Here is a 26,151-nt window from a genome sequence, read left to right as displayed (position 1 = left end):
CTGCCCGAGCGATCCGCTGACTTCAGTGCGTCTCCAGCCGCATGCCGTCATAGGCCGGCACCACGCCCGCAGGTAGCGACTGCCTGATGACCTCGTAATCGACATCGGCGGTCATGTTGGTGATGACGGCGTGCTTCGGCTTGAAGCGTTCGATCCAGGACAATGCATCGTTGATGCTGAAATGGCTGGGATGGCCCGTATAGCGCAGGCCGTCGACGATCCAGAGATCGAGATTTTCCAGGGTCCCCCAGCTCTCGCGCGGGATGTCATTGAGATCTGGCGTGTAGGCCGCGTTACCGATGCGGTAGCCGAGCGCCGGGATCTGGCCGTGCTGCACCAGGAAGGCCGTTATCTTCACCGCGCCGCCCTTCCCCAAGATGGTCTGGCTCTCGCCGGCCTCGATGGAATGCCGCGTCAGGATCGGCGGATAGTCGCTGCCCTCCGGCGAGATGAAGCAATAGGAGAACCGCGCCATGATGTCTTTCGCGGTCGACTGATTGAAATAGGTCGGAATTCGCTTGCGCATATGCAGCACGACCGAGCGCAGATCGTCCATGCCGTGGGTCTGATCGGCGTGCTCGTGGGTCAGGAAGACCGCATCGATGTGATCGACATTGGCGTCGATGAGCTGTTCGCGCAGGTCAGGCGAGGTGTCGATGACGATCCGCGTGGTGCCATGCTCGCCGGCCTGCTCGACCAGCAGCGAGCAACGTCGGCGGCGGTTCTTGGGATTGCTGGGATCGCAGGCGCCCCAGCCGAGCGCCGGGCGCGGCACGCCGGCGGAGGAGCCGCAACCCAGGATCGTCAGCGTCAGCGTCATGCGGCTCCCAATCCTACGCTTTCACCTTGGAGAACAGGCGGAAGAAATTGTCCGTGGTCTGGCGCGAGATCTCATCGAGCGAAACGCCGCGCGTCTCGGCGAGTACCTTGGCAACCTCGACCACGTAGGCCGGCTCGTTGCGTTTGCCCCGGAACTTGCCGGGCGCAAGATAGGGCGAGTCTGTTTCAACCAGAATACGGTCCGACGGTAGTTCAGCCGCGAGCGCGCGCAGGGCTTCCGACTTCTTGAAGGTCAGGATGCCGGTGAAGCCGATATAGAGCCCGAGCGACACCGCCTTCAGCGCCAGCTCGCGTCCGCCGGTGTAACAATGCAGCACGGCAGGAAACGATCCCTTGGCCGCCTCCTCCTCCAGGATGCGGGCGCAATCCTCATCCGCCTCGCGGGTATGGATCACCAGCGGCAGGCCGGTGGCACGGGCCGCGGCGATGTGGGCGCGAAAGCCCCTCGCCTGCGCCTCCGGCGAGCCGTTGTCGTAGAAATAGTCCAGCCCGGCCTCGCCGAGCGCGATGACCTTGGGATGCTGCGTCAGCGCGATCAACTCGTCCGGCGTGATGCCGTCCTCCTCATCCGCATTGTGCGGATGAGTGCCGACCGAGCAGTAGACGTCGTCGAACCGCTCGGCGATGGCAAGCAGCTGGTCGAGCTTCTTCACCCGCGTCGAGATCGTGACCATGCGGCCGATTCCGGCCGCATGCGCACGCGATACGATCCCGTCGAGATCTTCCGCAAAGTCGGGAAAATCCAGATGACAATGGCTGTCGACCAACATCAAACCAGCGCCTCAGGCCGCAGGCTCGATATAGCGCGGGAATGCCGGTGTCGGTGCGGGGAGCGTCGAGCCGGGCGAGATCCGCTTGTCGCCGCCGAGCATGGCAAAGTTGCGCTCGTCTGCGGGGATGCCGAGGCTGTCGAGCAGCAAGCTCGACGCTGTCGGCATCGCCGGCTGCGCCAGGATCGCAATCTGGCGCACGACTTCGGCGGTGACATAGAGCACCGTCTTCTGCCGCGCGGGATCGGTCTTGGCGAGTGCCCACGGCGCCTCGCCCGCGAAATAGCGGTTGGCCTCGGCGACGACCGCCCACACCGTATTGAGCCATTGATGGATCTGCTGCGTCGCCATCGCTTCGCGGCTGGCCGCGACCATGCCATCCGCCATCGCCAGGATCGCCTTGTCGTTGTCGCTGAACTCGCCGGGCTCCGGCAGCACGCCGCCGAGCTGCTTGGCGATCATCGACAGCGAGCGCTGGGCAAGGTTGCCGAGATCGTTGGCGAGATCGGCATTGATGCGCGCGACGATGGCTTCATGGTTGTAGTTGCCGTCCTGTCCGAACGGAACCTCGCGCAGGAAGAAATAGCGCATCTGATCGACGCCATATTGGTCGGCGAGATTGAAGGGATCGACGACGTTGCCGACCGACTTCGACATCTTCTCGCCCCTGTTGAACAGGAAGCCGTGGGCATAGACCCGCTTCGGCAGCGAGATGCCGGCCGACATCAGGAAAGCCGGCCAGTACACCGCATGGAAGCGGATGATGTCCTTGCCGATGATGTGCACGTCGGCCGGCCAGTAGCGCCAGTTCTTGTCGCTCTCGTCCGGGAAGCCGACGCCGGTGATGTAGTTGGTGAGCGCATCGACCCAGACATACATCACGTGCTCTTCGTCGCTGGGCACCTTGACACCCCAGTCGAAGGTCGTGCGCGAGATCGAGAGATCGCGCAGGCCGCTCCTGACGAAGCTCACCACCTCGTTGCGGCGTGCATCCGGGCCGATGAAATCAGGATTCTCCGTGTAGAGCTTCAGCAGCTTATCCTGATAGGCGGACAGCCGGAAGAAGTAGCTCTTCTCCTCGACCCACTCGACCGGCGTGCCTTGGGGCCCGAGCCGCACGCCGTCGTCGTTCAGGCGCGTCTCCTCCTCGGCGTAATAGGCCTCATCACGCACCGAGTACCAGCCGGAATAGGTGTCGGCATAGATGTCGCCGTTCGCCTCCATGCGGCGCCAGATCTCCTGGCTCGAGCGATGGTGCTGCTCCTCGGTGGTGCGGATGAAGCGGTCGAACGACACGTTCAGCCGTTCGTCCATCTGCTTGAAGCGGTCAGCGTTGCGGGTCGCGAGCGCGGCCGGTGTCATACCTTCGCTCTGCGCGGTCTGGACCATCTTCAGGCCGTGCTCGTCGGTGCCGGTCAGGAAGAACACGTCCTTGCCGTCCAGCCGGGCAAAGCGGGCCAGCACGTCGGTGGCGATCGCCTCATAGGCGTGCCCGATATGCGGTTGGCCATTGGGATAAGCGATCGCGGTCGTAATATAGAAGGCATTGTCGCGCGCAGCAGCTATCGCGGGCGCGGCAGCCCGCGGAGCGGCAATGGGTTTCGGCGCAGGCGGGGCCTTAGGCGTCGATGTCTTGGGTTTCGACACCTTGGGCTTCACTGCCTTCGGCGGCGCGGCGACGGGAGCCGGTGCGGCCGTCGCGACAGGAGCGGTCATCCCGGCCGTCTTGCTCACCTTCTTCGCCGGCGCCTTGCTTGTTGTCGCGGACTTGGCTGGTTCTTTGGCCGGCTCTTTGGCTGGCTTTTTGGTCGCCTTCTTCACTGTCTTCTTGGCGACGGCGTGCTTCTTCGCAGCTTTCTTTCCGGCCTTCTTCGCCGTTTTCTTCACACCCTTTTTGGCGGCAGCCTTCTTGGTCTTCTTGGCAGCCTTGCGCGCAAGCGCCTTCGCAGCCTTCTTCGTGGCTTTCTTGGCAGCCGTCTTGCTGCTCTTGTTCTTGGCGGTTTTCTTAGCTCGCGTTGCCACGACGAATTCCTTTACCGGCTTCTCAAAATCTGGAAACAAACCTGCGATCGATCATTGTCTTGAGCATGATCCTTCCGGAGAACCGCTCCGCACTTTTCCGGATCATGCTCTAGCGCGTTGCGTCCGCCAGCCAGCCGAACACCGAGAAAACAAGGGGCTTGCGCTCCAGATTGTAGGTTTCGGTGTCGCGCGCGGCGCGGACGATCTTTTCCCATACCTCAGCTAGGCGCGCAAGGCGCGGCAGGTTCTGGTTGGCATTGGCCTCGTCCGCATGCAGGCGTTCCGCGATCCAGCGATCGATGCCATCGACGAAGGCCGCGAGCGCAACACGGTCGCTGGTGCCGAGGGAGTCGCCGAGCGTGTGCAATTCGCGCGGATCGACCTGCGGCAGGCGCGCAAGCAGTGCCGCAGTGCGCTGCTGAAGCTTGAGCGCGTCGCCGCCGAGCAGCGTCAGCGCGCGCGCAACGCTGCCCTCCGACGCCTCCGACGCGTCGCGCAGCGCCGGATCGCTCGGATCGAGGTCAGCCGCGAGCGCCGCTGCGCCGATCACGTCATCGGTGGCGAGCGGCCGCAGACGCAGCTTGCGGCACCGCGACTGGATCGTGGCAAGCACGCGCGCCGGCGCGTGGCTCACCAGCAGGAACAGCGATTGCTGCGGCGGCTCCTCCAGGATTTTCAGAAGCGCGTTGGCGGCATTCGGATTGAGTTCGTCGACGGTGTCGACGATGCAGACGCGCCAGCCTTCGGCCGCCGCGGTCGAGCCAAAGAAGCCGATGGTCTCCCGCGTCTCGTCGACGGTGATCACGGTGCGCATCACGCCGCGATCGTTGGCGGTGCGCTCCAGCGTCAGCAGGCCGCCATGCGAGCTCGCGGCGACCTGGCGCGCCACGGGGTCATCAGGATCGATCGCGAGATCCTCGGCGCGCTGCACGGAAGGCGCCAGCGGCTGGCCGTGCGCGAGCACGAAGCGCGCCATGCGATAGGCCAGCGTCGCCTTGCCGATGCCCAGCGGTCCCCCGATCAGCCAGGCGTGCGGGATGCGCCCGCTGCGATAGGCCGTCAGCAGCGCCACTTCGGCCTCGCGATGGCCGAACAGCCTCGATGTCTCGCGCGGATGCGGAATAGCCGTGTCGCGCTCGGCCTGGCGCGGGCTCATGCCGAGATCACCGAGGCCGGCGTGGGAAGGAGGCGTTCGCGGACCGCGCTCCAGACTCTTGCAGCGACCGTATCGGGGTCTGAGTTGGCGTCGATCAGCACGCAGCGTCCGGGCTCATCCGCGGCGATCTTGCGATAGGCCTCGCGCAGGCCTTGATGGAAAGCGAGCTTCTCGCCCTCGAACCGGTCGGGCGTGCCGCTGCCGCGGCGCGCGGCGGCGCGTTCGAGGCCGATCTCGACCGGCAAATCGAGGATGATGGTGAGGTCCGGCTTGAGATCGCCGATCGTGACCCGCTCCATCGCGTTGATCAGCTCGGGCGGAACGCGGCCGAGGCTACCCTGATATGCGCGCGTCGAGTCGGCGAAGCGATCGCACAGCACCCAGGCGCCCTGGTTCAGCGCGGGCTCGATCACGGTGCGGACATGGTCGTCGCGGGCGGCGGCAAACAGCAGCGTTTCGGCCTCGGGTCCGAGCAGCTTGCCGATCCCCGACAGCACCAGATGGCGCATGATCTCGGCGCCCGGCGAGCCGCCCGGCTCGCGCGTGACCAGAATCCGCATTCTCGCCGCCTTGAGGCGGTCGGCGAGCTTCTTGATCTGGGTCGACTTGCCCGTCCCCTCGCCGCCTTCAAAGGTGATGAAGCGTCCGCGTCCGGACGGCCGCTTGACCGCGCTCTCACTCATGATCAGAGCTTCTCGGCGCCTGCGCGGAACATGCCGATCACCAGCTCGCTGGCACCATCGATGGCGCGGCGCATGGTCGAGCCGGTGCCGATCGCTTCCGCCGCATAGACCGGCGTTTCCACCGCGATGTTGCCGCTGCGCCAGACCCTGACCACGCCGACCCGCTGGCCTTCCTGCACGGGCGCGCGTACCGGGCCGCTATAGACGATGCGCGCGATCAGCTTGTCGCTGCCGTTCTTGTGCACCATCACCTTCACCGGCGTCTTGGCCACCAGCTTGACCGAGCGGCTCTCGCCGCCGAACACCTTTGCGTAGCCGACCGGCTGATCGGCCGCGATCAGCGTCCGAGTCTCGAAATTGCGAAAGCCCCATTCCAGCATCTTCTTGGCTTCGGTGGCGCGATCTTCGGGGTCTTCCAGCCCGTTGACGACGACGATCAGCCGCGTGCCGTTCTGCACGGCAGAGCCGACCATGCCGTAGCCGCCTTCCTTGGTGTAGCCGGTCTTGAGGCCGTCGGCGCCTTCCATCGAATTGAGCAGCGGATTGCGGTTGGGCTGGCGGATCTTGTTCCAGGTGAACTCCTTCTCGCCGAACAATTTGTAGAATTCGGGGAAGTCCAGGATGATGTGACGAGCGAGGACCCCGAGCTCGCGCACGGTCATCTTGTTGCTGGGGTCAGGCAGACCGTTGGAGTTGCCGAAGGTCGATCTGGTCATGCCGAGCTCGCGGGCGCGCTTGGTCATGAAGTCGGCGGCAAAGATCTTCTCGTTGCCGGCGATGCCTTCGGCGAGCGCGATGCAGGCGTCGTTGCCGCTCTGGATGATCGCGCCGTGCAGAAGATCGTCGACCGAGACCTTGCTGTTGATCGCGGCGAACATGGTCGAGCCGCCGGAGGGCGCCCCGCCCTTGCGCCAGGCATTCTCGCTGATCCGGTATTCGTCGGTCAGCTTCACGTCGCCCTTCTTGATCGCGTTGAAGACGACTTCCGCCGTCATCAGCTTCATCATGCTGGAGGGCGCGCGCAGCTCGTCGGCATTCTTCTCGAACAGCACGCTGCCGCTGGAGGCTTCGATCAGGATCGCGGTTGGGGCATCGCCGTCGAAGCCGGCCTCTTCCGTCTTCTTGGCGCCCTGGACGCTCTGGTTGGCGGCGTGGAGCATGCCGCCCCAGCCCACGCTCGCCGCCAAAACTGTCGCGATCAGCCCACGCGCCAGCGCTCCGGCGGTGCGCCGGCTGCGACGGAGCGAAATGAGACGAAATGCCATGGCCAAGCCCTGAGAGCGGCGTTCTAACAGTTGGAACCGGCGCGAACAACACGCGGCTTCGCGCCAGCCCCCGAGTTTGCACGATTCGCCCCACGCCCCTATCGTGCCACCTCATGTTTGGCGACCAAACCCCTGAAACAAGGCGGAAAAGCGATGTCCTCCACCCGCGTGATCAAGGCCAACGGGATCGACCTTTTCATCCGCGAGGCCGGCCAGGGTCCGCTGGTGGTGCTGTGCCATGGCTGGCCGGAACTCTCTTATTCCTGGCGCCATCAGATCCCGGCGCTGGCAGCCGCCGGCTTTCACGTCGTCGCCCCCGACATGCGCGGCTACGGAGAAAGCACAGCCCCGGCCGAGATCGGCGCCTATTCCATTTTCGACCTCGTCGGCGACGTCGTCGGCCTCGTGCAGGCACTGGGCGAGACCAGGGGCGATGGTGGTCGGCCACGACTGGGGAGCGCCGGTCGCCTGGCATGCGGCGCTGTTCCGGGCCGACATCTTCACGGCGGTGGCAGGCCTGAGCGTGCCGCCGCCGTTCCGCGGCCGCGGCAGGCCACTCGATCTATTGCGCCAGGGTGGCATTACCAATTTCTACTGGCAATATTTCCAGACGCCTGGCGTCGCCGAGGCCGAGTTCGAGCGCGACGTCGCTCGCACCATGCGCACCGTGCTCGGCGGCCGCGGCCTTACCGATCGCAGCGCGGCGATGTTCGTGCAGGAGAGCAAGGGCTTCCTCGGCCACGCGAGCGGCGAGGAGCCGCTGCCGGGCTGGCTCAGCGAGGCCGATCTCGCCACCTTTACCGAGAGCTTCCGCAAATCGGGCTTCCGCGGCGGGCTGAACTGGTATCGCAACCTCGACCGCAATTGGGATCTGACGGCGCCCTGGCAGGATGCTCAAATCCGCCAACCCTCGCTCTTCATTGCCGGCGCGAAGGACGCCGTCATCACCGGCCTGATCGGCGCCAAGCGCGTCAACGAACTCGAGCGCGTGCTGCCCAATCTTCAGCGCAAGCTGATCATCGACGGCGCGGGCCACTGGGTGCAGCAGGAGCGCCCCGACGAGGTCAACGAAGCGCTGGTGAAGTTCTTGAAGGAGAGCGCGGCTCAGTAGAGGCCGCGGCCGCTCAGGATGCTGCGGGCCTCGGCAGCGCCCTCCGACGTATCGGCAGCGCTCTCGCTCGCGTAGCGGCCGTTCTCGTCATAGGAGACCGCGCGCGCGTTCTGGAGCGCCCGGCCGCGGCTGCGGCTCGAGGCCGACATCTCCGAGGTCGCATTGAGCGAGGCCATGTCGGCGGAGGTGCTGCCGAGATTGTAGGGCCGTCCCTCCGGCATCGGGACATCTCCGCGAACAGCACCGCGGGTCGACGACGGCAATTCCGGCATGAACGGCCTTGCGGACGCAACCCGCACCATCGAGGGCGACGGCGCCGGAATGCCGGTGCGCAGGGTCGCCATCAGCTGGCGGTCGTCGGAGCCTTCGAGCGGCGCCCGGCCGACATATTCGACGCGGACCTTGGCGACGCCATTGCCTTTGAATTCAAGCAGTTCGGCGGCCTTGTTCGAGACGTCGATGAGCCGGTTGCCGTGGTAGGGCCCGCGGTCGTTGACGCGGACGATCAGCGACTTGCCGTTCGACAGATTGGTCACCCGCGCATAGGACGGCATCGGCAGGGTCGGATGCGCCGCGGTCAGCGAGCCCATGTCGAACACTTCGCCGTTGGCGGTCAGGCGGCCATGGAAATCATCGCCGTACCAGGATGCCATGCCCTCGGCGCGGTAGTTGGCATCCTCCTCCGGCACGTAGGTCCTGCCTGCGACAACATAGGGCTTGCCGATGCGGTAGGTGCCGCCGCCCTTCGGGACCGGGTCGCCCCAGGCCACGACGCGCGGGCTCGAGGACACGCCATATTTGGGATCGACACGGCTGGCGAACTTGTTGGGCGAGGCGCAATTGGCGAGCGCGAGGCAGGTTGCGACCGCCGCAACACCGCGCGCGGCCCGCAAAACCGAATCTGACCGTCGGATCCCCATGTGCCCCAAATACCACTTCGCCGGAGGCCTACCCAACCCGCTTTGGCTACGGGGAGCGCTGTCCGGTCCTTCAAATCCGAAGCGGCCCACCACCGCGTCGGAAGCAGTAAGGATAACGCAACCCGAACACGGCGGAAATGGGGAGCCCACAGCGATCACAGCGGAATGGTAAACGGGGCGTTCGCTTCTCCCCGTTGATCTACGGACCGCGGGACGCCCGGCGCTGTGCCACGGCTGGACATGCTGTTGCGCCAAAACCTCACCCCACCCCCATTGTCGCGCGCCACCCTGGAATTCTTTTGACTGTGCAAGGCCGCACGCGTCTTCTCAGGCCGCAGGGGCGAATTGGAATTTAACGATGATCGAGACGGTTTCGGCACTGATGGGTCTGGTAAGCGCGGGGATCTTCCTGGCCCATGCGTTTGAAGGTTACCGCACGAGGGCCTGAGGCACTCGCGCGGTCGGAAAGCATCACCTCTTTCACAGCGGCACGTTCGGACATTTTTAATCAATCCGACCGAGCATCGAAAACGAGAGTGGCAGGTGTCCCATGCGCAATCATGACCTCGTATCGGATGGCTTCCTGGCGCTGACTGCCGGTGGCCTGATCCTTCTCTGCTCAAGCCTCGTGGCCCTTGCCTTCGGCTGAGCGCGACCGGCCGTTTCGGTTTTTCCAGGCCACGACCACACCGCGACGCAGCATGCGCTGCTGCCCGCCTTTGCCCTGCTCCCGTTTAGTTGATTGAATTCCTAGGCGCGCTGCCTCGACTTAACTTCAAGAGGCCATCACCAACGAGGGTGACGCAAATGCTTGCAGAGAAATTCTTTCTTGTTCTGGAAGCCCTGATCCGCGGCGACCGCATTTACCCTGACGGCAGCCCCCGGACCATCAGCTCCTCCCCGCACGTGCCGGTGAAGCTGCCGAACCAGAAGTAGCCGGCGTCAGCCGAACCTTCCGAATCACGGGCCGCTCAGCGCAGGCCGAGCAGCGAGCGGCGATAGAAGCTGTCGCGGGCCTCGCTCCGGCAGACGAAGCTGCCATCGAAACCCTGGCCGTAGCGCTTCTGGCCCTTGCCGTAGTAGACGCCCTTGCGGAAATCGAGCCACACCACCTGGTCGTGCGGGCAATGGCGCTGCGCCTGCGCCTCGTAGCGAAACGGCGTCAGCGGCGTTGCCGCGACATCCGCGCCGCCGGCGCCAACGAGGATCACAGCCGCAAGCGCGATCCCGCCCAACGCTTTGCCGAACCCGTTCCAGGACACGCCCGCCTCCCCCATCCACGCCGCCGTGCTGCGGCGGCCGGCAGGCTAACACGAGACGTCACGGTCCGCGAACGGCAGAGCGCGCCTCGTGTCTTCCGCCGGCCATCTTGCCGGGGTACATGAATGCAAGATCGTTTCGCTCGCGAGGATGCTGCCTGAATGTCGGTTGAGCCTCAGCCCAACACTGGCCCACATTCGCAGTCCCGCCTGCCGGCGCCCCGTCTCGGCATCCTGCCGATGATCATCTTCGGTTCACGCTGGCTGCAACTGCCGCTCTATCTCGGGCTGATCGTGGCGCAGTGCGTCTACATCGCGCTGTTCCTGAAGGAGCTCTGGCATCTGTCCTGGCACGCGCTCGACCTCACCGAGCAGGAGATCATGATGAGCGTGCTCGCGCTCATCGACGTCGTGATGATCTCCAACCTGCTGGTGATGGTGATCGTCGGCGGCTACGAAACCTTCGTCTCGCGGCTCGACCTCCAGGGCCATCCCGACGAGCCGGAATGGCTCGGCCACGTCAATGCGAGCGTCCTCAAGATCAAGCTCGCCATGGCCATCATCGGCATCTCCTCGATCGCGCTGCTGCGCACCTTCATCGAGGCCGGCAATCTCGGCTCCAGCCGCGCCGGCTTCACCGAGACCGGCGTGATGTGGCAGGTGCTGATCCACATCACCTTCATCGTCTCGGCGCTCGGCATCGCCTATGTCGACAGGCTCAGCGATTCCGGCATGCGTGGGCACGCCGAGTGAGACACCAAGCCCGAGAGACCAAGGCCGGCCTTATTGCCGGTCCGCTTCGAGCTGCGCGAGCGCCTGGTGCAGGCATTCCTGCAGCTTGGCCGCGACCTGCTCGCGCGCCACGCCTTTGGCGGCGAGATCGGCCGAGACCTTGCCCACGACCTGGTCGATCGTCTGACTCTCCAGACTATCCGTCACCAGCGCGGTCGCATAGTTCGAAGCCGCATCGCCGCTGAGCCCGAGCTGGCCTGCGGCCCAGAGCCCGAGCAGCTTGTTGGACCGCGCCGCGGCCTTGAACATGAGCTCCTCGTCGTGGGCGAATTTGGCTTCAAAGCCCTGCTCGCGCTTGTCGAACGTGGTCATGGTCAGCTCCATCTCGTTTTCGCTGAAAGAGGATCGAAACTGGCTGGGAGCAATCGTCTCCGTGGGTTCACGTCAGTTCAGGATCGTGTGAAGCTTCCGGCGGAAGCCAAACGCCGTCAAGCCCGCCGATGTGCGCCCAATGCGAGTCGTCCGGCTGCGTCAGCGCGTGCACCGGGAGTTTGGACGGCTTGAACGGATGTGCCTGGAGCAGGCAGCGCTACCCTCGCGCGAGCATCCAGCCGGCACCGAGGTCAGCGGCGGTCGCAAGATCTCTGCGAGAGCTGTTTCGGCGCCTTGAGGCCCCTCAAGCCTTCCCGGCTTCGGCCTCGCGCGCGAGACGTTCGGCCTTGAGCCGTTCCTTGTTGGCGTAAAACGCCTTCTGCGCCGCTTCATGATCGCGCATGGCCTTTTCGGCCTCGATCCGGCGCGCCGCATCGCGCGCCTGGCGCTGTTCGGGGGTCAGGGGTTTGCGTCGATAGGAAAGGTCTTCAGTCATGGCGAGACAACGCAGACGCGGCGAAAGGGTTCCACGAGGCAGCCAAGCGGCGTCGCCTTAGTCAGACCGAAACGTCCGTTTGTTCAGCGCCTTACCGGTAGAAAACTGAGCTGGACTCGATGCCCATCCGCCGCGGCCGACCAAGGACACTCGAAAAAATTCGAAAACAACCCCATGCACAGTAGCAGAGCCGTGCTGGCGCAATGCGTTTCTTCGCATGCCACGGAAAGCCGTTTGACACGTCGGGCAAAACAGTGGCATTCTGCCAACTTCGGAAAATCCGTTGCGATGTTGCGCGCATCGCCGGTCTTGCGGCGCTTGCCTTCCCGCGTCTCGCCTGACGGTTGCCTGCCGACCGCCGACAAGCAGGTCGCCTGCTTTCTCGCAACGGAGAACCGAGACATTCTGCAACAAGGAGTGAGCTCCGACACCGTGGACATGATCAAAAGGCGCCGCTCAAACTCGTTTGGCGAGAGGCAAATCAGGAGGTGAACATGAAGATGACTCGTCTGCTTCTCACGATTGTATCAGCTGGCTCTATTCTGGTGTCGGCGGGTTCGATCTCGCCGACGACCGCACGGCAATATCGCCAAGGCTACATTGCCCAGAGCGGCCCAGGTGATCTCTACTGCTTGCAGGGGCGGATATGGGGCTATCCGGGCAATTGCCAATTCGCAACCTACGAGCAGTGCACGGCAACTGCATCAGGTACGAACGCCTATTGCGGTATAAACCCGCGCCACGCCTTCGCGGGCGGCGGGTATCGCGGTCAATGGTATCCCTACTAGGCCAACGGCTCAAAGAGAGCCTCCGATAGCCTATGAGCCTAGCAGCCACGATAGAGCCCGCGAACCTGAACACAACATTCAAGGAGTGCGCTGGTCAGTATGATAAGGGACCGTTACCTTTGAAGCAGGAAGTTCGAGATTTCGCGGCCGCAATTCTCATCGACGCGGCAGGCCGTTTGTTGCTTCAGCTCAGGGACGACGTTCCTGGAATCGTCCATCCCGGCAAGATCGCCCTGTTCGGCGGACGTCGGGAGCCGGCCGAAAGTCCTCTCGAATGCATTGTGAGGGAAGTAGCCGAGGAGATCGGCTACAAGGGATCTGCTGCCGACTTTGAGTTCTTCGTCAGTTTGCACGGCGCCGATCCCGAGAAAATCGCAAAGCGTCTCTGTGGTGAAGTCTTTGTGGCCCGCAATATTCCGAGCTCAGATCTGGTCGTGAGCGAAGGCAAGCTGGTCCTCGTCCATCCAACAGAACTGGACAAATTTCGTTCGGAGATGACGCCACTGACCTTGGTTGCCTTGAAGGCATTTCTGGGAGGCTCTGGGTACGCCGGCTTTTTTGATGAAGGGGGCGCAAACGTCGACTGCGAACTCTCTTGCGTCGCCGCACATCTCAACGAACCCCTTCCTTGAAACCCTTGTAGTTCGCAACAAAGCCGTAGGTACCCAACAAGATTGAGCTCGCCACGGTGATGCGCGACCGTGCGACACCTGAAATCGCTCGCTTTAGTCCCTGCCCTTCTCCCGCGGTGCTTTCAGTTGCAGGATAACATCCGAAAACGACCGGCAACCTCCTGCTAAGCCGCCTCGATCATTCCTTCAGATCAACGGTTCTTTTTTCACCGGATAGCGTGACGAAAGTACCGGTTTTGAGGCAAGCCAGGCGCGCGGGCTCACATCGTGAAGCCATGTTTGGATTGAGGCTGTTCTTCCTGCGGCAAGAATCGGCACGAGAAGAGCAGCTAATAGCAGGCCGCCGAGCATTGAGCCGCTCTTTCCGTTTGCTGCAATCACCCATGAAGCAGCCTTTGCCGCCGTTGATCTTGTTGTCGTACCCGGCACTACGGTCGCCAACGTACTTATACTTGAATGCGGCTGCGCAATTGCCGGTGAAGATCAGCGCCAAAACGATGAGCGCTGAAGTGGATAAATGACATTTCATAATCACCTACTCCAAGTCCCTTGCAACTCAAGCAGTGGAGCGCTGCGCCGCAAGCGGCTCAATTTTGTCATGTTCATCCACTCCCACGTGGCCCTTATGCCCGCATTCGCAGACATGGGTCATCTCGGTGGTTCGCATCGTCATTAGACGCCCTTTCCCGAATTGGCGCCGCGATCAATCGCCAAACCCATTTCTTCAGGACTGACAAGCCAGCAGAAATTCGTGCCCAAACGGGCGCCGGCAACGTTCCGAAGAAGGCCGTTGGCCTTGAGGGAGCTCAAAGTTATCGGGCCCACCGGTTCACGCTGGCGGGCCCCCTGGGGGCACGGCAATCGCATATGGCTTGCACGATGCGGCGGCATCGGCACTGGGCTCCCTCTCCCGCTTGCTTGCGGGAGAGGGTTGGGGAGAGGGTGTCTCCGCAACGGGATAATCCCCCAGAGGAAAGAGCCCTCGCCCGCCGCGCTCTGCGAGCGCGTCGGCCTATCCCGCAAGGCAAGCGGGAGAGGCGGAGCAAGCCCGCACACAATCCTCGTGAACTTCATATGCGATTGCCCTGCCCTGGGAGGGGCAAGGTTTCGTTAACCATAAATCTTTAGGGTCAGTGCGCGTTGGGGGAAGACCCACCATGAATCAAATTTTTACCACTGCCTTGATCGTTGCTGCCTTCGCGAGTTTCGAAGGGCTGTTTGCCTTTGCGATGGTGAAGCTAAAGATCGACCTCTAACACTAAGGGTCGTCTCACAATTGAGGCCTCCAGGCCCCATCGAGATCGGTGACCAATGATGGCCAGCCGGCTGTTACCCCGCTCGAAGTCGGGTCGGACGTCGGCGCCCGAGAGCTGCGGCCCTGGCAGACGAACCGCGGCTCGAGATCGGACAATCGAACATTGTCACGCCAAAGATCGGCGCTGACGAGGCCACTGATGCGCCCTGCTCTGTCCAGCACTGCAAATCCAACTCGCGTTCGTTCTTGTCGACGTCGGGTCTCAACCCATCGGTTTCTCTCCACGCTTTGCGTTTTTGACCTTCAATGCTGTGAGGTTCCCATGTGCCATACTCCAAAAGTGACCGCCTAAACCCACGTCCTCGCCCACGTCGCTGACTTGGATGCTGCTGGACACGCTTAAGCATTGAGCGACACGAAACTGAAGTTTCGCTTCACATCACAATGCTTTAGCTGGTCATAGATGGACGTGCATTTAGACACTGATGGACTAGCAGGGAGCGGAAGGGGTGGGATTCGAACCCACGGTACCCTTGCGGGTACGCCGGTTTTCAAGACCGGTGCCTTAAACCACTCGGCCACCCTTCCAAGCCCGGAACGGCTGTCGCTTAACGCAGTCGGTGGCGCAAGGCAACGCGAAGTTGGCGCCCTCGCCTCGAGTCCCTCCTCACCCAGTCAGCTGTCAGGCGAGCGTCAGGCTGTTCCTCTAGCCTTGCGCAACGCGCCGGCCGCCGAGACAGGCCGGCCGCTCAGCAATCCCGGACACTGGCGACATCTCCCAGGGCGTCGCTGGTTGCGAGGCCCGGTTTGGAGTCGTCTCCGTTTCCGGGCCTCGTTTGCTGCGCCCAAAAGCAACGCGGCGCCCCGAGGGAGCGCCGCTTGGAATTCCCGATTGTTGCCTCGGCTCAAATAGCCGCAGGATACGCAGCCCATCTGCACCGGGGCGTAATCGGAATAGCCAGGCGAGACCATCTCGGCGAGCTGGCGCGTGGGTTCGCGGGACCTGCGGCTTCCACCGGACCCGATCAGCAGCAACGCGGCAGCACGCCGGGAACGAATCGCCCCGGCAGCGTTGAGTCCCGCATGTGTGCTGTGGCGTTGCGTCAGTCTCGTTCGGGAATATCCCGCGTCGGCGGCGCCATTCGAGCTGCTATTTCAGGTTACATTGAGCCCTGCGACCCCACGCTGCGCGAGAGTCCGCCGCGCGATGACGGTTGGGCGTATGAAATCAAGGCCGACGGGTACCGCGCGCAGCTGCACGTCTATGCTGGAGAGGCCAAAGCCTTTTCGCGCACGGGACTCGACTGGAGCGAACAGTTCTCATCGATCGTGGCTGCGGCCGCCAAGCTGAAAACGAAGAGCGCGATCATCGACGGCGAGGCCGTCGTTTACGGCGGCGGCCGGCTGCCCGATTTCCAACAACTCAGGCGCGAGTTGGGCGCGAAGAAGAGCGACCGCGTCCGCTACCATGCGTTCGATCTGCTGTACCTCGACGGCTACGACTTGCGGGGGGTGGCCTATGTCGAGCGCAAGCGTCTGCTGGAGCGATTGCTCAGGACTGCTCCGGAGACGTTCATCTATGTCGAGCACGTCACCGCCGACGGCGAGGAGATCTTTCGGCATGCGTGCAGGCTCGGCCTGGAAGGACTGGTCGCCAAACGGATGGAAGCGCCCTACCGCTCCGGGCGACAGGAGACCTGGCTCAAACTGAAATGCAAGAAGAGCGAGACTTTCCCGATCGTCGCATTTGTCGAAAAACTCGGCGCGCATCCGCGCAAGATCGCCTCGCTCTATGTCGGCCGACGCGAGAACGGCAAGCTGCTCTACGCCGGCAAGGTGCGCACCGGTTACACAGAGATAAGCGCGCGCGAATTGCGCGAACGGCTCGATCCGCTGATCCGGCCAGGATCCCCGCTCGACGTCCCGATAAAGAAGCCGAAGGCAACCTGGGTCGAGCCAAGCGTCGAAGCCGAGGTCGAATTTGGCGCGCTGACCGACGATGGCCTGCTGCGCGAAGCGGTCTTCAAGGGACTGCGCGATGATCTTGCGCCGGCCAAGGTCAGGGCGCCACGACTGGTGCGGCCGGTAGCGCGTCGCAAGCTGGGCGTCCCCAAGGAAAACATCCTGCAACTGCTGCCCGATGCCGTTGTGCCGTCCAAGGAAGATCTGGCGGAGTACTGGAAGCGGGTCTGGCAGAAGGCACTGCCCCATCTCGGCCATCGCCCGCTCAAGCTGGTGCGTCATGTGCACGGCACGACGTTCTACCACAAGGGTCCACTTCCGAGGGACATCCCGGCGGCGGTGCACCAGCTGCGCATCAGAAAGCGCGAGGGCGGCGAAGGCACGCGCCTGTGGGTCGATAGCCTCGATGGCTTCCTTGGCCTTGTCGAGATCGGCGCAGTGGAATTGCACCCGTGGAATTCGACCGTTGCCGATATCGAGCATGCCGACCGCATCGTGATCGACCTCGATCCCGGAAAGGGCGTGGAGTGGGAGGCCGTGACTGAGACCGCGCTTGAGCTGCGCACGATGATGAAGCGCGAGGGCTTCACCACCTGGCCCAAGCTCACCGGTGGCAAAGGCATCCATTTAATGGCGCCTCTCGACGAGCCGATGCTGCACGACCGCGCACATCATATTGCCCGGGCACTCGTCTCGGATTTCGCCGCGCGCGATCCCGCTCGCTATATCCTGTCGGCGCAAGCGAACCGCAGTGACCGCATCTTCCTCGACTATCTGCGCAACGGCCGCGGAACCACTGCCGTGGGCACCTATTCGACCCGCGTCCGGGAAGGATCTCCCATTGCCGCACCCGTCAGCTGGGCCCGCATCGAACAAGGGATCAGGCCGGACGCCTTCACGATGGAGCATCCGTTCCGCGCCAGCGCGAATAGCAAGAGCTCGATGAAGCGACGAAGGCGAACATGACGAGCAACGAACACTTCTTGCAAGCGAGCCGTCGCCGGTTAGGCGACACACCGAGGCACACGCTGCGGCTGCCCGTGCCCATTGCGAAGCTTGGGGCCGTCCGGACCGTCATTCTCACGCGTCGCCACGTCTTCAAGCTCCCTGGTCGATGGACCTGGGCAAGTTGGCGCTGGTGGTGGGATTTCCTTCTGCGCGGCCTCTTGAGCAATATGCAGGAAGCGCGTTTTGCTGCCGAAGGCTGGCCCGAGCTCTGCCCCGTCCGATTCCACTTTGCCGGAGGACTCCTCGTGGTGATGCCGCGGGCGCGGATGCTTACCGATGCCGAATGGCAAAGCTTTGACTATCGGGCGTTCGTGACTCGCGGCCAAGGCTATGTCGAAGCGAATTTCGATGCTCTGGCGGGCAACTGGCACCAGGGAGAGCCTGGTCAACCGCTCCATTCGCTCGTGCTGGGGAACGCAGAACCGGACGCCGGCATCATACCGGCCGAGTACAAACGCGAAAGCTACGGGGTGCTGGATGGACGCGTCGTCGCAGTGGATTACGGCTAGGTCGAACAGCGGAGTTATCCCGCAGGACGCCAGCCACCGATCATGCCTTTCAAACAAGAAAACACGGCGCCCCGCTAGGGAGCGCCGCATCAAGATTCCTGATTGCTGCCGCGGCTCAGTAGCCGCAGGACGCGCAGCCCATCTGCACCGGGGCGTAATAGGAGTAGCCGGGCGAGACCATCTCGACGCGCTGGCGCGTCGCATATTGCGGCGGGATGCGCTCGTACTGGACGCCCGGGGGCGCGACCATCACGGTCTGCGGCACCATCACGGTGCGGTACTGCGCCGGCGTGCGATGCGCGACGACGGCGCCCGGCGACACCATCACGGTCTCGTCGACGGTGCGGTATTGCGGCGCGACGTATTGCTGCTGATAGCAGGTCTGACACGGCGGCGGCGCATAGCAATTGTAGCAGCCGGCGGAAGCTGCGCCCGTCATCGACGTCGCGGCGACGGCCGTGGAGAAAACAACAGCGAGAGTGCGAGACATTGTGGTGGTGCCCCAGTTGCCCAAAATGGATTTGCGAAAGGTCGCGCGCAGTATACGCCGCAAAATCCCGGGCTGCCGAAGTTCGTCGGAGCATCCTTAATGCGAACGGCCGGCATTCGCCGGCCGTTCAGAACTTGTTGACTATGCGCGCGCCGCACGAGCCGCGCGATGCTCACTTCGCGCGACGCTTCACCTCGCGCACCGCGCCGCGCGCGGCGCTGGTGGTGAGTGCGGCATAGGCCTGGAGCGCGGTGGAGACGTTACGCTTGCGATTCGTCGGCTGCCAGGCGGCATCACCCTTCGCTTCTTCCGCCGCGCGGCGCTTCGCCAGCTCCTCGTCGGAAACCTCGAGGCTGATGCTGCGGTTCGGAATGTCGATCGCGATGCGGTCGCCGTCACGCACGAGGCCGATATTGCCGCCTTCGGCGGCTTCCGGCGAGAGGTGCCCGATCGACAGGCCCGACGAGCCGCCGGAGAAGCGGCCATCGGTGACGAGTGCGCAGGCTTTGCCGAGGCCCATCGATTTCAGATAGCTGGTGGGATACAGCATCTCCTGCATGCCGGGGCCGCCGCGCGGGCCTTCATAGCGCACCACGACGACCTCACCGGCAACGACCTTGCCGCCCAGGATGCCCTCCACCGCCGCGTCCTGACTTTCGAATACGCGCGCGGGGCCGGAGAATTTCAGGATCGAGGCGTCGACGCCCGCGGTCTTCACGATGCAGCCGTCCTGCGCCAGGTTGCCGTAGAGCACGGCGAGACCGCCGTCCTTGCTGAAGGCGTGCTCGAGATCGCGCACGACGCCCTTCTCGCGATCGGTATCGAGCTCGTCGTAGCGGCGCTCCTGGCTGAAGGCGACCTGGGTCGGGATGCCGCCGGGCGAGGCGCGGTAGAAGGTGCGCACCGCTTCGCTCTTGGAGCGCTTGATGTCCCAGCGCTCCAGCGCATCGTTCATGGTCGGCGCGTGCACGGTCGAGACCGAGGTGTCGATCAGGCCGGCGCGGTCGAGCTCGCCGAGAATGCCCATGATGCCGCCGGCGCGATGCACGTCCTCGACATGCACGTCGGCGACCGACGGCGCGACCTTGCAGAGCACAGGCACGCGGCGCGACAGCCGGTCAATGTCGCGCATGGTGAACTCCACCTGCCCTTCATGGGCGGCGGCAAGCAGATGCAGCACGGTGTTGGTCGAGCCGCCCATCGCGATGTCGAGCGTCATCGCGTTCTCGAACGCTTTGAAGTTCGCGATGTTGCGCGGCAACACCGACGCATCGTCCTGCTCGTAATAGCGGCGGACGAGGTCGACGATGGTGTGGCCGGCCTCGACGAACAGACGCTTGCGGTCGGCATGGGTTGCGACCACCGAGCCGTTGCCGGGCAGCGCCAGGCCCAGGGCCTCGGTCAGGCAGTTCATGGAATTGGCGGTGAACATGCCCGAGCAGGAACCGCAGGTCGGGCACGCCGAACGCTCGATCACCTTGACGTCGTCGTCGCTGACCTTGGAATCGGCGGCGGCGACCATGGCGTCGATGAGGTCGACGGCCTTGGTCTTGCCCTGCAGCTTGACCTTGCCGGCCTCCATCGGGCCGCCCGAGACGAACACGGCGGGGATGTTGAGCCGTAGCGCCGCCATCAGCATGCCGGGCGTGATCTTGTCGCAGTTGGAGATGCAGACGAGGCCGTCGGCGCAGTGCGCGTTGGCCATGTACTCGACGCTGTCGGCGATCAGCTCGCGCGAGGGCAGGCTATAGAGCATGCCGTCATGGCCCATGGCGATGCCGTCGTCGACGGCGATGGTGTTGAACTCTTTTGCAACGCCGCCCGCCTGCTCGATCTCGCGGGCGACCAGCTGGCCGAGGTCCTTGAGATGGACGTGGCCGGGCACGAACTGGGTGAATGAGTTGACGACCGCGATGATCGGCTTGCCGAAATCTGAGTCCTTCATGCCCGTCGCGCGCCAGAGGCCGCGGGCGCCCGCCATGTTGCGGCCGTGGGTGGTGGTGCGGGAGCGATAGGCTGGCATGGCGGTTTCCGTCCTCGGGTTTGGCTGCCTGAGCGCGAAAATATGGAGCTGCCGCAGGCCTTTCCGGCCGGATAGCGCACGGGGTGGTCAGGTGCAACGGGAACTTGGGCCCGGCAGGGCTCCCCTGCTCTCCACGCGGGCTCTGGCGAGCCCTCGACTGTCGTCCCGGACGCGCGCCCTTAAAGCGCGCCGGTGGGGGCCCCAAGGCACATCGAGTAATCGTGGCGCAAAGCTCCGAGTCGCCGTAATCACGTCCGCCGGTGATGATGGGTCCTATATACGCTTACGCCTGTCCGGGACGACGCCGTCAGATTCGGGCAACCGCAATCGTAACGAATGCAGACGAGCGCATCGCTTTGCGGAAACGCATATGCATGTGTCCGTAGTGATCCGGAATGGAATCCTAACCTTAACTCGCGTACATCGCGCGCATCGATCGGCGGCCACTTCCAAGGGCATCACCCTCTGATCGCGCAACATGGGGTTGGGGGACCACATGGGGCGGGGATTGAAGGCTGGGGCAAGGTGAACGAGGTCCGGACTCCTAGGCACTCCGGACCTCGGCACTTTCAGCAACGAATGCAATTTCGCGCCGCGGGCTTGATCGGCCGTACGGCGCGAAATCGTCTCAGGCCGCCCTATCCGACAACATTTGCCCGATCAGATCATTTCGGCACATTCCGCTCGAGATCTTCGAGCCAGGCCGCGGCACTCGAATCCGACGGTGCACGCCAGTCGCCGCGCGGCGACAATGAACCGCCCGCCGAAACCTTCGGGCCATTCGGCATCGCCGAGCGCTTGAACTGGCTGAAGGCGAAGAAGCGGCGCAGAAACACCTCCAGCCAGCGCCTGATCTCGGGAAGATCATAGGCTCTGCGCTTGTCGGTCGGGAAAGCCGGCGGCCATTCGCCCTTGGCGACATCCTTCCAGGCGTGCTGTGCCATGAAGGCGATCTTGGACGGCCGCATGCCGAACCGCAGCGTGTAGAACAGGTTGAAGTCCTGCAGCTCATAGGGACCGACGGAGGCTTCCGTGCTCTGCGGTGTCTCGCCGGGCTTGACCGGAACCAGCTCCGGCGAGATCTCCGCCGAGAGGATCGAGGCCAGCGTCCGGTTGACGTCAACGGAGAACTGCTTCGAGGCGATCACCCAGCGGATCAGATGCTGGATCAGCGTCTTCGGCACCCCCGCATTGACGTTGTAATGCGCCATCTGGTCGCCGACGCCGTAGGTGCACCAGCCGAGCGCGAGCTCGGAGAGATCGCCGGTGCCGATGACGATGCCGCCGTGATGGTTGGCAAGGCGGAACAGATAGTCCGTGCGCAAGCCCGCCTGCACGTTCTCGAAGGTGATGTCGTAGACCTTCTCGCCCTTGCCGAAGGGATGGCCGATGTCCTTCAGCATCTGCGTCGCGGTGGTGCGGATGTCGAGCTCCTGCCAGCTCGTCTGCAACGCCTTCATCAGCGCCAGCGCGTTGGTCTTGCTCTCGCTGCCGGTGGCAAAGCCCGGCATGGTGTAGGCCAGGATGTTCTCGCGCGGCAGGCCGAGCAGATCGACCGCCTTGGCGGCGACGATCAAGGCGTGCGTCGAATCGAGGCCGCCGGACACGCCGATCACGACGCGCTTGGTGCCGGTGGCGCGCATGCGCTGCACGAGGCCGGCGACCTGGATGTTGTAGGCCTCGTAGCAATCCTGCTCGAGCAGGCTCTCGTCGCTCGGCACGAACGGAAAGCGCTCGATCCTGCGCAAGAAGCCGATGTCTGTCGCGGGCGGCTTCAGCGCAAAAGTGATCCTGCGATAAAAACCTTCGCGCTGGCGGCGATTGTCGTCGAACGTGCCCATCAGCGCGCGTTCCTGCCTGAGCAGGTCGAGATCGACGTCGGCCGTGGTGATCTGGCCGCCCTGGCGGAACCGCTCGCCCTCGGCCAGCAGCACGCCATTCTCGTAGATCGAGGTCTGGCCGTCCCAGGCCAGATCCGTGGTGGATTCCCCTGCCCCGGCCGCCGAATAGACGTAAGCCGCAAGGCAGCGTGCCGAGGTCGACTGACACAGCAGCGCACGCGAGCGCGCCCGGCCGATCGTGATCGGGCTGCCCGACAGATTGATCAGCACGCTCGCGCCGGCGAGCGCGAGCTCAGAGGCCGGCGTCACCGGGATCCACATGTCCTCGCAGATCTCGACGCCAATGGTGAGGCCCGGCACGTCCTCGGCCGCAAACAACAGGTCGGTGCCGAACGGTGCATGCAGCCCGCCGAACGTGATCGTCTCGCCGACGATGCCGGTGCCGGAGGCGAAATGGCGCCCCTCGTAGAATTCGCGGTAGGTCGGCAGATAGCTCTTCGGCACGACGCCGAGGACGTTGCCGCGGTGAATGACGACGGCGCAATTGTAGATGCGGTTGCCGAAGCGCAGCGGTGCGCCGACGATCAGGACGGTCATCAGCTCCGACGAGGCCTCGACGATCGCTACGAGCCCGCGCTCGACCGCATCGAGCAGCGGATCCTGCTTGACCAGATCCTCGATCGCGTAGCCGGACAGGCACAGCTCCGGAAACACGGCAACCGCCACCGACTGCTCGTGGCAGGCATTCGCCGCCTCCAGCACCGCCTTCGCGTTGGCCGAGGGATCGGCGACATGGGAGGTCGTGACGCAGGCCGCCACACGCGCAAATCCGTGGGCGTAGATCGAATGGAATGTCATCGCGTACCCTTAAATCCCGTCGCGGCCGGTGCCGACGGCTCCTTAACTCTATGTAGCCCATCGACCCGGCCCCGTGCAGGCCATCAGCCATCATGCATAACGGATTTGCGCACCGGCCTGCCCGGGTCCTGGCGTGGTCAGGCGCTGCGGGCCAGCACGCCCGAGAGGTCGTCGAGCAGCCACTCGGCGATCCGCGGCCAGGCGTGGGCGTGGATGCGCGCGCCCATGAACAGGCCGAGATGGTTGCCGGGCTCGGAGGCTGCCGCAATGAAGGCTGGCGGCGTGCCGACGAGGTTGGCCGTGGCGAGCGCCTGTGAGGCCGGCACCACATCGTCGTCGAGCCCGGCCAGCAGGAAGAGCGGCGCCTTGACGTTCTTCAGGTCGACCGCGCGGCCAAGCGCGATGAATTGGCCGGCGGCAATCCGGTTTTCGCGGAATATCCAGTTGACGATCTCGAGATAATACCTGCCGGGCAGGTTGAGCGTCTCACTGTTCCAAACGTCGAAGCGCGCGAGCAGCGCTGCACCTTCCTCGTCCGTGAGATCCGTCTGGAGGGCCGCCGCGATATCCTCGCGGGTCGGCGCCTTCGACCAGAAGCGCAGCATCTCTTCGCCGCTGACATTGCCACCACCACGGGCGACGAGCTGATCGTAGACCGCCGCAGGCGTGTTTGCGGACGAGCTGGGAGAGCTCGGACTCGATCGCAAGATCGACCGGCGCACCTGCCAGCACCAGCCGCCGCACCTTGGCCGGAAAGCGCGCCGCATACAGCAGCGACAGCCAGCCGCCTTGGCACAGGCCGATCAGATCGACCGGCGCGCCGATCTCGTCGACGGCGACGTTGAGATCGGAGAGATAGCTGTCGATCGAGAGATAGCGCATCTCGGGCGCCGCCGAGCGCCAGTCGGTGAGATAGACGCGGTCGATGCCGCCGCTTTGCAGAGACTGCACCACGCTGTGGCCGGGCGCGAAGTCGGCGATCAGGGCACGATGCAGGGCATAGGGCGCGCAGACCAGCGCCGGCTGGCCGGAGCGCGCTCGCGAGCAATCGCGCAGGCGCATGCTCGCAAGCTCCAGCGCGACGGAATTGGCTGTCGTCCATGTCAGGCTGCTGTCGTTCTGCTCCGGCGCAGCGCGCTCCAGCCACCAGAGACAGGCGTTGACGGCGAACTGCGCCGCAGCGAACGGCCACAGCAGCGCCTGGTCCTGGACCGGTCCAGGTCCGCCCTTCTGTTTGCGTGTCGTCTCCACCATGGCTATCTCGCGGTCCTCACAGGAACGCCTCGATGCTGACCACCGAAACACCGAGGTCGCGAAAGCTCCGATGCGTCGCGGCCACGGAGCCGTCGAGGTCGATACCGCGGCAGGCGTCCTCGATCACGGCGACCTCGAAGCCGGCCTTGCGGGCGTCCTCAGCCGAGAAGCGGACACAGAAGTCGAGCGCGAGCCCCGCGACGAACACGGTCTTCAGCTCGCGTTCGCGCAAATAGCCGAGCAGGCCGGTCGGCGTGCGATGGTCGTTCTCGAACAGCGCCGAATAGGAATCGATGCCGCGACGAAAGCCCTTGCGTACCACGAGGCTCGCGCGGGTGACGTCGAGATCGCGGTGAAATTCGGCGCCCGCCGTACCCTGCACGCAATGCGTCGGCCACAGCACCTGCGTGCCGTAGTCGAGCTCGATGGCCTGGAACGGCTGCTTGCCCGCATGGTTCGGCGCGAAGGAGACATGGTCGGCCGGATGCCAGTCCTGGGTCAGCACCACATTGGCGAACTTTTGGGCAATTCGGTTGACGGCCGGGACAACCTTCTCGCCGCCGGGAACGGCGAGCGCCCCGCCGGTGCAGAAATCGTTCTGCACATCGATCACCAGCAGCACGTCGCGGTCTGTAATCTTCATTGCAGGGTCTCATTCCATCTGCCCGGCACAAGGAGTGCCGAACGCCGTTAGCCAATGTCGATCTTCCTGCGCTGCTTCGCAACCAACGAAACGTAGTGCGATCCGTTCAAATTGGCAGCCGGTCGTTCCGGAAATGAAACGGTTTGCCCGCCTCCGTGTTGACTAGCCGCACCCAAGGGCGGACTCTCTGATATCCGCAGCAGGCGGACTTGCGTCGATGGAGTGGAGGAAAAGGTTTCCCGCGGCCACCAAGGCTGCGGAAGCCGTATGGTCATGACGATCGGCAGGACAGGACAGATTCTTCTCGCCGATATCGGCGGTACCAACGCGCGCTTCGCGCTGAGCCGGGACGGCGGACGCCAGGGCGCCGGACCGATCGAGTATGTGAAGGTCGCCGATTTCCCGACGGTCCGGGAAGCCATTGTCGATGTTCTCGGACGCAGGACCGGCGGCGCGCCGCCACAACGCGCCGTGCTGGCCGTGGCGGGACCCGTGACCAACAACCGCTGCGTCATGACCAACAGCCCCTGGGTCATCGACGGCGACGAGCTCCAGTCTGGCCTCGGCTTCGACACCGTGCACGTGCTCAATGATTTCGAGGTGGTGGCCTGGTCCCTGCCCGCCCTGGAGCCTGCCGATCTGATCCCGCTCGGCGGACAGGAGGGCTTGCCCGGAGAGCCGTTGCTGGTGGTCGGACCTGGAACCGGCTTCGGCGTCTCGTGCCTGGTCGAGCGCCATGGCGCGCGGCTGGCCGTCGTGACCGAGGCCGGACACGCCACCCTGCCGGCCGAGAACGAGCGCGAGGAGCGCGTGATCGCGTGCCTGCGCCGGCGTCTCGGCCATGTCTCCATCGAGCGCGGCGCGCTGTCCGGCTCCGGCCTGCAAAGCCTCTACGAGGCGCTGGCCGAGGTCGACGGCGCCCAGGTGCCGCATCGCGATGCCGCGGCCATCACCAAGGCGGCGCTCGAGGGCAGCTGTCCGGTCAGCCGCACGACGCTGGAGATGTTCTGCGCCATCCTCGGCTCGGTCGCGGGCAATCTCGCGGTGACCTTCGGCGCCCGCGGCGGCGTCTACATCGCCGGCGGAATCGTGCCGCGCTTTCCGGAGTTCCTCGCCGCCTCAGCCTTCCGGGCGCGCTTCGAAGCCAAGGGCCGCTTCCAGGACTACCTGCGCAACATCCCGACCCGTCTGGTCACCCGGCCCGATGCGAGCTTCCTGGGCCTCAAGATGTTCGCCGACCACAATCCGGATTGAGATACGCG

At 64.3% G+C, this 26,151-nt stretch carries 22 protein-coding genes, 1 tRNA gene and 2 pseudogenes; 8 read left to right on the top strand and 17 right to left on the bottom strand.

Annotation, left to right across the window (positions count from 1 at the left end; all coding sequences use genetic code 11):
- Nucleotides 1-22: 22 nt before the first annotated feature.
- From ACVWY3_RS10990 to ACVWY3_RS10965, 6 genes are all read right to left on the bottom strand, one after another.
- Nucleotides 23-820 (bottom strand): MBL fold metallo-hydrolase, encoded by a 798-nt coding sequence (locus ACVWY3_RS10990; protein ID WP_456838447.1) that lies wholly within the window; start codon nt 818-820, stop codon nt 23-25.
- 13 nt (nt 821-833) lie between these two features.
- Nucleotides 834-1,610, bottom strand: coding sequence for a TatD family hydrolase (locus ACVWY3_RS10985; protein ID WP_456838446.1), 777 nt, complete (start codon nt 1,608-1,610; stop codon nt 834-836).
- Between the two features lie 12 nt (nt 1,611-1,622).
- The gene (gene metG, locus ACVWY3_RS10980; protein WP_456838445.1) at nt 1,623-3,632 is read right to left on the bottom strand and encodes a methionine--tRNA ligase; all 2,010 of its coding nucleotides are present in this window, start codon (nt 3,630-3,632) and stop codon (nt 1,623-1,625) included.
- Between the two features lie 109 nt (nt 3,633-3,741).
- On the bottom strand, nt 3,742-4,788 hold the full coding sequence (locus tag ACVWY3_RS10975; RefSeq protein ID WP_456838444.1) for a DNA polymerase III subunit delta': 1,047 nt from the start codon (nt 4,786-4,788) through the stop codon (nt 3,742-3,744).
- Nucleotides 4,785-5,471: a dTMP kinase gene (tmk, locus tag ACVWY3_RS10970; protein ID WP_456838443.1), complete on the bottom strand. Its 687-nt coding sequence runs from the start codon at nt 5,469-5,471 to the stop codon at nt 4,785-4,787. The genes ACVWY3_RS10975 and tmk overlap by 4 nt, the downstream gene beginning before the upstream one ends.
- Nucleotides 5,472-5,473: 2 nt before the next feature.
- The gene (locus tag ACVWY3_RS10965; RefSeq protein ID WP_456838442.1) at nt 5,474-6,736 is read right to left on the bottom strand and encodes a D-alanyl-D-alanine carboxypeptidase family protein; all 1,263 of its coding nucleotides are present in this window, start codon (nt 6,734-6,736) and stop codon (nt 5,474-5,476) included.
- A 153-nt stretch (nt 6,737-6,889) separates the two neighbouring features.
- Between ACVWY3_RS10965 and ACVWY3_RS10960 the strand changes: the two are divergent.
- Nucleotides 6,890-7,847 (top strand): annotated as a pseudogene (locus ACVWY3_RS10960) (alpha/beta fold hydrolase).
- Here ACVWY3_RS10960 and ACVWY3_RS10955 read toward each other — a convergent pair.
- Nucleotides 7,841-8,767 (bottom strand): septal ring lytic transglycosylase RlpA family protein, encoded by a 927-nt coding sequence (locus ACVWY3_RS10955; RefSeq protein ID WP_456838441.1) that lies wholly within the window; start codon nt 8,765-8,767, stop codon nt 7,841-7,843. The pseudogene ACVWY3_RS10960 and the gene ACVWY3_RS10955 sit on opposite strands and share 7 nt — an antisense overlap.
- 807 nt (nt 8,768-9,574) lie before the next feature.
- Here ACVWY3_RS10955 and ACVWY3_RS10950 point away from each other — a divergent pair.
- Complete coding sequence (locus tag ACVWY3_RS10950; RefSeq protein WP_456838440.1) at nt 9,575-9,703, top strand: hypothetical protein; 129 nt, start codon at nt 9,575-9,577, stop codon at nt 9,701-9,703.
- A 35-nt stretch (nt 9,704-9,738) separates the two neighbouring features.
- Here the strand turns inward: ACVWY3_RS10950 and ACVWY3_RS10945 are convergent, their stop codons facing one another.
- Nucleotides 9,739-10,029 (bottom strand): hypothetical protein, encoded by a 291-nt coding sequence (locus tag ACVWY3_RS10945; RefSeq protein WP_456838439.1) that lies wholly within the window; start codon nt 10,027-10,029, stop codon nt 9,739-9,741.
- Between the two features lie 159 nt (nt 10,030-10,188).
- Between ACVWY3_RS10945 and ACVWY3_RS10940 the strand changes: the two genes are divergently transcribed.
- A complete protein-coding gene (locus tag ACVWY3_RS10940; RefSeq protein WP_456838438.1) occupies nt 10,189-10,779 on the top strand; it encodes a TIGR00645 family protein in 591 nt (196 codons plus the stop codon).
- A gap of 30 nt (nt 10,780-10,809) precedes the next feature.
- Here the strand turns inward: ACVWY3_RS10940 and ACVWY3_RS10935 are convergent, their stop codons facing one another.
- Together ACVWY3_RS10935 and ACVWY3_RS10930 are read right to left on the bottom strand one after the other, a co-directional pair.
- The gene (locus ACVWY3_RS10935; RefSeq protein ID WP_456838437.1) at nt 10,810-11,130 is read right to left on the bottom strand and encodes a DUF1476 domain-containing protein; all 321 of its coding nucleotides are present in this window, start codon (nt 11,128-11,130) and stop codon (nt 10,810-10,812) included.
- 304 nt (nt 11,131-11,434) lie between these two features.
- Nucleotides 11,435-11,626 carry a hypothetical protein gene (locus tag ACVWY3_RS10930; protein WP_456838436.1) on the bottom strand — a complete coding sequence of 64 codons (192 nt, stop codon included), beginning with the start codon at nt 11,624-11,626 and terminating at the stop codon, nt 11,435-11,437.
- 500 nt (nt 11,627-12,126) lie between these two features.
- Between ACVWY3_RS10930 and ACVWY3_RS10925 the strand changes: the two genes are divergently transcribed.
- On the top strand, nt 12,127-12,414 hold the full coding sequence (locus ACVWY3_RS10925; RefSeq protein WP_456843339.1) for a DUF3551 domain-containing protein: 288 nt from the start codon (nt 12,127-12,129) through the stop codon (nt 12,412-12,414).
- Nucleotides 12,415-12,533: 119 nt separating this feature from the next.
- Nucleotides 12,534-13,046, top strand: a complete 513-nt coding sequence (locus ACVWY3_RS10920) for an NUDIX domain-containing protein (RefSeq protein WP_456838435.1) — start codon at nt 12,534-12,536, stop codon at nt 13,044-13,046.
- A 178-nt stretch (nt 13,047-13,224) separates the two neighbouring features.
- On the opposite strand, the gene ACVWY3_RS10915 is transcribed toward ACVWY3_RS10920, so the two are convergent.
- Both ACVWY3_RS10915 and ACVWY3_RS10910 read right to left on the bottom strand, forming a co-directional pair.
- Nucleotides 13,225-13,575, bottom strand: coding sequence for a hypothetical protein (locus tag ACVWY3_RS10915; RefSeq protein WP_456838434.1), 351 nt, complete (start codon nt 13,573-13,575; stop codon nt 13,225-13,227).
- A gap of 1,227 nt (nt 13,576-14,802) precedes the next feature.
- Nucleotides 14,803-14,889: transfer RNA gene (locus tag ACVWY3_RS10910), tRNA-Ser, on the bottom strand.
- A 495-nt stretch (nt 14,890-15,384) separates the two neighbouring features.
- Here ACVWY3_RS10910 and ligD point away from each other — a divergent pair.
- Both ligD and ACVWY3_RS10900 read left to right on the top strand, forming a co-directional pair.
- Entirely contained in the window at nt 15,385-17,229 is a 1,845-nt protein-coding gene (gene ligD, locus ACVWY3_RS10905) for a DNA ligase D (RefSeq protein ID WP_456838433.1), read from the top strand.
- A complete protein-coding gene (locus ACVWY3_RS10900) occupies nt 17,226-17,780 on the top strand; it encodes a hypothetical protein (protein WP_456838432.1) in 555 nt (184 codons plus the stop codon). Before ligD ends, ACVWY3_RS10900 begins: the two co-directional genes overlap by 4 nt.
- A gap of 115 nt (nt 17,781-17,895) precedes the next feature.
- On the opposite strand, the gene ACVWY3_RS10895 is transcribed toward ACVWY3_RS10900, so the two are convergent.
- From ACVWY3_RS10895 to pncA, 5 genes and pseudogenes are all read right to left on the bottom strand, one after another.
- Complete coding sequence (locus ACVWY3_RS10895) at nt 17,896-18,219, bottom strand: hypothetical protein (RefSeq protein WP_456843338.1); 324 nt, start codon at nt 18,217-18,219, stop codon at nt 17,896-17,898.
- 223 nt (nt 18,220-18,442) lie between these two features.
- Entirely contained in the window at nt 18,443-20,293 is a 1,851-nt protein-coding gene (gene ilvD, locus ACVWY3_RS10890; protein WP_456838431.1) for a dihydroxy-acid dehydratase, read from the bottom strand.
- A 665-nt stretch (nt 20,294-20,958) separates the two neighbouring features.
- Entirely contained in the window at nt 20,959-22,992 is a 2,034-nt protein-coding gene (locus tag ACVWY3_RS10885; RefSeq protein WP_456838430.1) for an NAD(+) synthase, read from the bottom strand.
- 137 nt (nt 22,993-23,129) lie between these two features.
- A pseudogene (locus ACVWY3_RS10880) lies at nt 23,130-24,246 on the bottom strand (alpha/beta fold hydrolase).
- Nucleotides 24,247-24,262: 16 nt separating this feature from the next.
- Nucleotides 24,263-24,889 carry a bifunctional nicotinamidase/pyrazinamidase gene (pncA, locus tag ACVWY3_RS10875; RefSeq protein WP_456838429.1) on the bottom strand — a complete coding sequence of 209 codons (627 nt, stop codon included), beginning with the start codon at nt 24,887-24,889 and terminating at the stop codon, nt 24,263-24,265.
- A 273-nt stretch (nt 24,890-25,162) separates the two neighbouring features.
- Between pncA and glk the strand changes: the two genes are divergently transcribed.
- On the top strand, nt 25,163-26,143 hold the full coding sequence (gene glk / locus ACVWY3_RS10870; protein WP_456843337.1) for a glucokinase: 981 nt from the start codon (nt 25,163-25,165) through the stop codon (nt 26,141-26,143).
- The last annotated feature ends 8 nt before the right edge of the window (nt 26,144-26,151 follow it).

It is taken from the genome of Bradyrhizobium sp. USDA 4486 (assembly GCF_054057995.1).
Note: the sequence above shows the minus strand (reverse complement) of the source record. Positions and strands in the feature narration are given on the sequence as shown.

What these genes read in the sequence shown, in the direction of transcription:
- ACVWY3_RS10990 (WP_456838447.1), bottom strand. Translation starts at nt 820, where the DNA reads ATGACGCTGACGCTGACGATCCTGGGTTGCGGCTCCTCCGCCGGCGTG.
- ACVWY3_RS10985 (WP_456838446.1), bottom strand. Translation starts at nt 1,610, where the DNA reads ATGTTGGTCGACAGCCATTGTCATCTGGATTTTCCCGACTTTGCGGAA.
- ACVWY3_RS10975 (WP_456838444.1), bottom strand. Translation starts at nt 4,788, where the DNA reads ATGAGCCCGCGCCAGGCCGAGCGCGACACGGCTATTCCGCATCCGCGC.
- tmk (WP_456838443.1), bottom strand. Translation starts at nt 5,471, where the DNA reads ATGAGTGAGAGCGCGGTCAAGCGGCCGTCCGGACGCGGACGCTTCATC.
- ACVWY3_RS10965 (WP_456838442.1), bottom strand. Translation starts at nt 6,736, where the DNA reads ATGGCATTTCGTCTCATTTCGCTCCGTCGCAGCCGGCGCACCGCCGGA.
- ACVWY3_RS10955 (WP_456838441.1), bottom strand. Translation starts at nt 8,767, where the DNA reads ATGGGGATCCGACGGTCAGATTCGGTTTTGCGGGCCGCGCGCGGTGTT.
- ACVWY3_RS10950 (WP_456838440.1), top strand. Translation starts at nt 9,575, where the DNA reads ATGCTTGCAGAGAAATTCTTTCTTGTTCTGGAAGCCCTGATCCGCGGC.
- ACVWY3_RS10940 (WP_456838438.1), top strand. Translation starts at nt 10,189, where the DNA reads ATGTCGGTTGAGCCTCAGCCCAACACTGGCCCACATTCGCAGTCCCGC.
- ACVWY3_RS10935 (WP_456838437.1), bottom strand. Translation starts at nt 11,130, where the DNA reads ATGACCACGTTCGACAAGCGCGAGCAGGGCTTTGAAGCCAAATTCGCC.
- ACVWY3_RS10930 (WP_456838436.1), bottom strand. Translation starts at nt 11,626, where the DNA reads ATGACTGAAGACCTTTCCTATCGACGCAAACCCCTGACCCCCGAACAG.
- ACVWY3_RS10925 (WP_456843339.1), top strand. Translation starts at nt 12,127, where the DNA reads ATGACTCGTCTGCTTCTCACGATTGTATCAGCTGGCTCTATTCTGGTG.
- ACVWY3_RS10915 (WP_456838434.1), bottom strand. Translation starts at nt 13,575, where the DNA reads ATGAAATGTCATTTATCCACTTCAGCGCTCATCGTTTTGGCGCTGATC.
- ligD (WP_456838433.1), top strand. Translation starts at nt 15,385, where the DNA reads ATGTGTGCTGTGGCGTTGCGTCAGTCTCGTTCGGGAATATCCCGCGTC.
- ACVWY3_RS10900 (WP_456838432.1), top strand. Translation starts at nt 17,226, where the DNA reads ATGACGAGCAACGAACACTTCTTGCAAGCGAGCCGTCGCCGGTTAGGC.
- ACVWY3_RS10895 (WP_456843338.1), bottom strand. Translation starts at nt 18,219, where the DNA reads ATGACGGGCGCAGCTTCCGCCGGCTGCTACAATTGCTATGCGCCGCCG.
- ilvD (WP_456838431.1), bottom strand. Translation starts at nt 20,293, where the DNA reads ATGCCAGCCTATCGCTCCCGCACCACCACCCACGGCCGCAACATGGCG.
- ACVWY3_RS10885 (WP_456838430.1), bottom strand. Translation starts at nt 22,992, where the DNA reads ATGACATTCCATTCGATCTACGCCCACGGATTTGCGCGTGTGGCGGCC.
- pncA (WP_456838429.1), bottom strand. Translation starts at nt 24,889, where the DNA reads ATGAAGATTACAGACCGCGACGTGCTGCTGGTGATCGATGTGCAGAAC.
- glk (WP_456843337.1), top strand. Translation starts at nt 25,163, where the DNA reads ATGACGATCGGCAGGACAGGACAGATTCTTCTCGCCGATATCGGCGGT.